A 5,295-nucleotide genomic window follows, 5' to 3' on the forward strand; every position below is an offset into this window, starting at 1 on the left:
TTAATGCAAGGTAAACCTCGTTTTAATGCAAGGTAAACCTCGTTTTAATATCTCTAGAACCATTATGAATAAAGGATTACAGCTTAGTTAAAAGCATTTAAAAGCTTAAAAATAATTAAAAGCCCAGAGAATGAAAAATTGCCCTTGGTTTTCGCTTCGCTCAAACTCTATTGAATCTCGCTTTCGCTCGATTCGTCGGGGCAATTTTTGGTTAATATTTGCGTGACTTTTAGAAAAAGCAAAAGCAACTCGGAATTCGCTTCGCTCATAAGTTTTTTATGCTCGCTTCGCTCGGTCTAGGTTCAATTTTCTGCATGTGATGAACGCTTTCTTAGGCTAACTTGCCTAAAAAGCTGTTTTTCAGGAAGTCGAGGCGCGAATTTTTTCAGTTCGCTCGTAGACACTCGCTCTGTTTAACGACTCATGCCACGAGATTTCATTTTTGGTACTTGCTGTTGTTTGAGTCGTTGTTCTTGTCTGAGTTTCAGCTGTTGTTCTGCTTTGATTTCATCGATATGTTTTTTGATGACACGATAGGAGCTGTAGAGCTTCTGATATTGCTCAGCTTTCGCTGGGTGATGTTTTTGGTATTGTTTCCAGGCATAGGTTCTAAACTCGTCTTTACCCAGTAAGTTTTTTACACCATGTTGTTTCTTGTCTTCGTGTTGGCTTTTTAAGTGCTGGTGTTTTCGGTAAATATCTTCACGCTGTTCTTCCCAGGCTTTTTTCCCAAATAGCAGCGGTTTCTTTTTGCTGAGTTCTGCATGTTGCTCAACCAGGCTTTGTAATTGGTCCCGGCTTTTCTTTAATTCTGTCCGGATAATGTCCTCGGCCAGGTTTTGTGCGAACTCATTTTGATGCTTTTGCAGCTTGTTTAGGGTATTTGTGGCCTTTTCAAGGCTGCTTTGCATGAAACCTAGATCCAGATTCGCGTCTTTTGCGCTGATTTCGCCTTGAAGTACTTTAGCCAGGGATTCCCTCTGTTTTTCCTCAAACACGTCTTTTTCGTCAATTGGTGGCGTTCTAGCGCTATGTTTGATTTGAATCTGCTGTTCTTTTTTCAGTTTGCTGAGTTTTATCTCATTTTCAGCAATCAGCATGTCCATATTTTTGCCGTATTGCAGCTGAGCCTGATTTCTCTGTTTGATTTCATCATTGCTTCGGCTGATTTCGGTCTCAATCCCTTTCCGGCGCAGTTCGGTCACTTTCGGTCCCTCATGCAAAGTCGCTTCCAGACCATTCTCCTGGTCTTTGTAGCTGCGATGATCGACTCGGGCGGTGGATCCGGCCATATCCAGGTGCATATTGCAGATATCAGCAAACTGTTCACGCCAGTGTTCGATTTCTCCACTGTGTTTCTGATCGAGTTCCCGGGTTTTCTTTGTAAAACCTTCTGGAGTGAGTTTACGTGTGCTCATCAGAATATGGGCGTGATAATTGCGCTCATCACTGCCGGATCCGGTATGCGGTGCATGGATACAGGCATCAACCGCCACCTGGTGCCTTTCTACGATTTTAGAACATAGATCCTCAAGCATGGCCAGGCGTTGTTCCTGGTTCAGTTCACGGGGAAAGGCAATTTCAAACTCCCGGGCGACTGTGGAATTTTTTCGAGTTTCTCTTTGTTCAACTTCGTTCCAGAGTTTTTCCCGGTTTTTTAAATGCTTTGGTGCGCCTTCAGGTAAATAAATCTCTTTGTGTTCCACACCAGTCTTTCGGCTGTAGTCATGTTCCCGGCCTTCACGTTCGCAATAAATCTTTTCACCCGCCCGATAGGCGATTGCAGCAGTGGCGGAACGCCCTGCAGATCGTGCTATGGTTTTAACTGAAAAGTGGTAAATCGCCATGCCTGTTTTTCGCTTTTAAATTTTCACGTAGTGAAATACAACCGTGTATACGGTTGTCGGGGTATTGGGGTCCCCCCAATCGGACTTGCAAACGAAGTTTGCATAAGTGCGCTCTTCGAGGAAAACATTACTATACATATAGCACCTTGAATGCATATTCAAGTGCGCTTATGTTAGGGATGGTTTCCCAGGATGATGGTATTGAATGAATGAGCGTTACTGAAACTTTAGATAGCAAGATTAAGGCACAGGAAGAGAAGCTGAAACAGCTTAAGGCTCAAAGACAGGCAGCATTGGCAAGAGAACGTGCCAAAGAGAAAGAACAGGCACGAAAGGACGATACCAGACGTAAGATTTTGATTGGGTCATGCATGCTGAAAATCACTGAAGAAGATGAACAGGCTCGGGCAAAACTGATTGCTCAAATGGATAAGTATTTAACGGATGAAAGAGATCGTAAGCTTTTTAATTTATAAATTTTGAGAGATGAGTTGTGGAAGATCCAACACTTGATGAGTTAATACAGAAGACAAAACTATTTTTTGAACATCACTGGAACGTAGATCTATTAGGAAAGCCCCCTGAATGGTCACCAGTACATTTTAATTTTGGGAAAATTCCTAATTACGATAAACAAGGTGTATATGCGTTTATTAAAGGGGATCTAGTGACTTATATTGGTGTTGGGACTTCTAGAGGTGCTGGCCGTTACCGTGGTAATGGCTTAAGCGCCAGGGTAATGAAATATTGCCGATGGAATGAAGATAAAACTGAATATATTGCGATAGATCCAAGACTGAAAGATGCCGGATCCATCATTACGATAGGCTTTGAACGTGATAGGGCTTATTTAGCAAATGCTCTAGAGGTTTTTCTTATCTCTAAACTTCAACCTGTCCACAATGTGGTTAAAGTTGGTATGTAATTTCGCATAAGAGATTTTATGTTAAATGCATGATCAAAAGACTTAATTCATAAGTCTTTTGAAAGCACTTTATTATATTAATTTTATTCTAAATAATTTTTGTACTGGTTAAGTTAAAGCTTTACTTTTTTAAAGCTTTACTTTTTAAGATAGAAAAGCTATCTCCATGTGTGCTTAACAGCTCTATAAAAGCTGGAATAGTAGAGCTATTCAGTAAATAAGGATTAAATTCATCATTATGATAATGCTTAAAGAAATCAATAACTTCTTTATGAATCATGGCATATTTCATATGCCATGCAGAAAATAAATATTTTTCGATATTTTCGAAAGATAAAACTTCACAGTTTTTATGACGTGGATCTTTTAAAATTTTTTCATAAAATAGATATTCTACTTTATCTTTCTGACCTTCTACGCATTGAATAAAGTAATCGTTTCCATAATAAAGAACACCATAAATTTCATTTAGGCTATTAAAAGCTACGGCTTCTGTCAAAATATCATATAGATCATTTACCGGATTAATATTACTTTTGATCTTACTTACATATAGTAGTCTAAAGTCATTCATAGCTTTTGCCTTAATAGACCTCTTGCGAAAGTATCGTTTTACCTAATTTTTGAATTGGCTAAAACCTTATAAAATGTAGCTTTGGGCTGTTTAAATTTTGACTAACGCAAGAAGTCTAATGAAAATTTTAAAAATTTTTAATACGATTAGGGTCTGTTGACATTTCAAGTATAGAATTTACCCGATAAAGGTAGCCAAATAAATATACAAGCTAATGCAACTGCCCCCTCATAGCTACACTTTAGCTTATCATATCGTAAAATTCCACTGTTCCAGGTAGCCGCAAAGAGCCGAGATTGTTGTGCGCCAGGGCGTACAAAATAGCCTAAATTTTATCCACAAAAAATGTGGATAATTTTGGACATTGAGGCATTGATAAAATTTGAAAAATCGCAAAATCGACTATTTTTTAAACAATTTTATTGGCAAGAAGTATCAAAACTGCTCATAAAAAAGCCGATTTGTTTCAAAATCGGCTTTTGGGGCATTTTTAGATTTTTATGGCTTAAATAAGTATCTGATATTTATATTAATATACAAGTGTACTTCGTATAATCGCCATTATGTTAAATAGAGATAGATTAGTAAGAGTATTCAAATAACTTTGTCTTATCTTGTTCGATAAATCCCATATTTTTATAAAGTGTTTGTGCTGGTACATTATCAAAATGTGTTTCTAAAGCGAGATATTTAGCATTCGTATTTTTACCAAATTGAATTACATGTTGCATTAATTCTTCAGCAATACCTTGTCTACGATTCATTTCATGTACATATAAATCATTTAAAATCCAAGCTTTTCCTGCTGAAACAGATGAAAACGTGGGATAAAGCTGGATAAAACCAAGAATGTTATTGAGTTCATCTTTCTTTATAAAAATTTTTGAATCCTTTTGAGTAATCCTCTCATGAATAAATTTCCGTGCTAAATCTATATTTGGTTCTTGATGGTAAAAAACCCTATATGCATTAAAAATTTCAGCTAAGGATTCTAAATCGTTTAATTCTGGTTCAAAAAGAGTATTCATTACATCAAGCTCCAAATATTAAATGCTTAATAAGCATATACATATTTTTATATTATTTGTAAGTAAATATTTGAATTTTAATAATATTGTATATAAGGAAGTTTTATTTGAGCGAATAATCATAAAGAACAAATGTGTTTAAATGTGAGCCTTACGAAAAGCTGTATTATGAAAAATAGCTAAAATTAACATAATACACCTTATACGAAATACGCTATAATTCCACTTAGAAATCAATGCTGTAGTTTCTAGTTGATAGCCCATCTTCCCCAAGGTGGGCTTTTTTTATGATTTTTCATGTTCCACGCTTATTCTTTGATCAATGTTCCACGGTTTTATTCAGTTTTAATAAACATTATCCGGTTTTTTGATGAGTCATTATTTCATGTGCTTGCACTGAAATTGGCTCATCAAAAAATTGGAGTCCTGGCTAACCATATGGAAGGAAAAAGCGGCTTAAGAAGCCTCTCTTCTTCGGTTCTGGTTCAACATGCTCCGGGATAGGAATACGCTTATTGTCTTGCTGAGGAGTAGTCAATTCGTCATAGTTCGGTGCTAGTTCCGACCGAGGATCCGTTGCTATATCCTGTTTAAAGCTCTGATCGGTAAACGTAGTCATATTGGCTTTTGGTGCTTCTAGTAAGCGCTGCATAGCTTCAATCTGCTCTTGATAAAACGATTCACGTTCTAAAGATTGATTTTCTCTCTGTATTGCCTGATTTAATTGTTTTTCCAGTATGTCAACTTGACGTTTTAGTAAGTCAACTTCTGTCAAGTTTTGACTGTTAATTGATTGACTTTGATTGACTGTATCCTCTTTTTTTTGTGGTTCCCCAAAAACTCTTAGGGCCTCTGAAAAGTCAATTAAGCCATCAGATCCTTTAGATAAATTTCCTTTGTTTATATGTGCATATATGGCTT

General features: G+C 36.8%; 6 protein-coding genes and 1 pseudogene. 2 read left to right on the forward strand and 5 right to left on the reverse strand.

What is annotated here, in order from left to right:
- Positions 1 to 413 precede the first annotated feature (413 nt).
- Positions 414 to 1,847, reverse strand: a complete 1,434-nt coding sequence (gene mobQ / locus HMPREF0014_RS25115) for a MobQ family relaxase (protein WP_006581722.1) — start codon at positions 1,845 to 1,847, stop codon at positions 414 to 416.
- A gap of 209 nt (positions 1,848 to 2,056) precedes the next feature.
- Between mobQ and HMPREF0014_RS25120 the strand changes: the two genes are divergently transcribed.
- Both HMPREF0014_RS25120 and HMPREF0014_RS25125 read left to right on the forward strand, forming a co-directional pair.
- Positions 2,057 to 2,323, forward strand: a complete 267-nt coding sequence (locus HMPREF0014_RS25120; RefSeq protein WP_006581723.1) for a hypothetical protein — start codon at positions 2,057 to 2,059, stop codon at positions 2,321 to 2,323.
- A 17-nt stretch (positions 2,324 to 2,340) separates the two neighbouring features.
- On the forward strand, positions 2,341 to 2,772 hold the full coding sequence (locus HMPREF0014_RS25125; RefSeq protein ID WP_006581724.1) for a hypothetical protein: 432 nt from the start codon (positions 2,341 to 2,343) through the stop codon (positions 2,770 to 2,772).
- A gap of 121 nt (positions 2,773 to 2,893) precedes the next feature.
- Here the strand turns inward: HMPREF0014_RS25125 and HMPREF0014_RS25130 are convergent, their stop codons facing one another.
- From HMPREF0014_RS25130 to HMPREF0014_RS25140, 4 genes and pseudogenes are all read right to left on the reverse strand, one after another.
- The gene (locus HMPREF0014_RS25130) at positions 2,894 to 3,346 is read right to left on the reverse strand and encodes a BLUF domain-containing protein (RefSeq protein WP_006581725.1); all 453 of its coding nucleotides are present in this window, start codon (positions 3,344 to 3,346) and stop codon (positions 2,894 to 2,896) included.
- 164 nt (positions 3,347 to 3,510) lie between these two features.
- A pseudogene (locus HMPREF0014_RS26065) lies at positions 3,511 to 3,603 on the reverse strand (IS5/IS1182 family transposase); the annotation flags it as partial.
- Positions 3,604 to 3,927: 324 nt separating this feature from the next.
- Positions 3,928 to 4,374 (reverse strand): GNAT family N-acetyltransferase, encoded by a 447-nt coding sequence (locus HMPREF0014_RS25135; RefSeq protein ID WP_006581726.1) that lies wholly within the window; start codon positions 4,372 to 4,374, stop codon positions 3,928 to 3,930.
- Positions 4,375 to 4,804: 430 nt separating this feature from the next.
- Positions 4,805 to 5,295: plasmid replication DNA-binding protein (locus tag HMPREF0014_RS25140; protein ID WP_020992416.1), on the reverse strand; the 491-nt coding region annotated here is incomplete at its 5' end.

The sequence above is a fragment of the Acinetobacter sp. RUH 2624 genome (assembly GCF_000162375.2).
Classification (GTDB): domain Bacteria; phylum Pseudomonadota; class Gammaproteobacteria; order Pseudomonadales; family Moraxellaceae; genus Acinetobacter; species Acinetobacter nosocomialis.

Excerpts from the sequence above, each read along its gene's own strand:
- HMPREF0014_RS25130 (WP_006581725.1), bottom strand. The coding sequence starts at position 3,346 with ATGAATGACTTTAGACTACTATATGTAAGTAAGATCAAAAGTAATATT.
- HMPREF0014_RS25120 (WP_006581723.1), top strand. The coding sequence starts at position 2,057 with ATGAGCGTTACTGAAACTTTAGATAGCAAGATTAAGGCACAGGAAGAG.
- HMPREF0014_RS25135 (WP_006581726.1), bottom strand. The coding sequence starts at position 4,374 with ATGAATACTCTTTTTGAACCAGAATTAAACGATTTAGAATCCTTAGCT.
- mobQ (WP_006581722.1), bottom strand. The coding sequence starts at position 1,847 with ATGGCGATTTACCACTTTTCAGTTAAAACCATAGCACGATCTGCAGGG.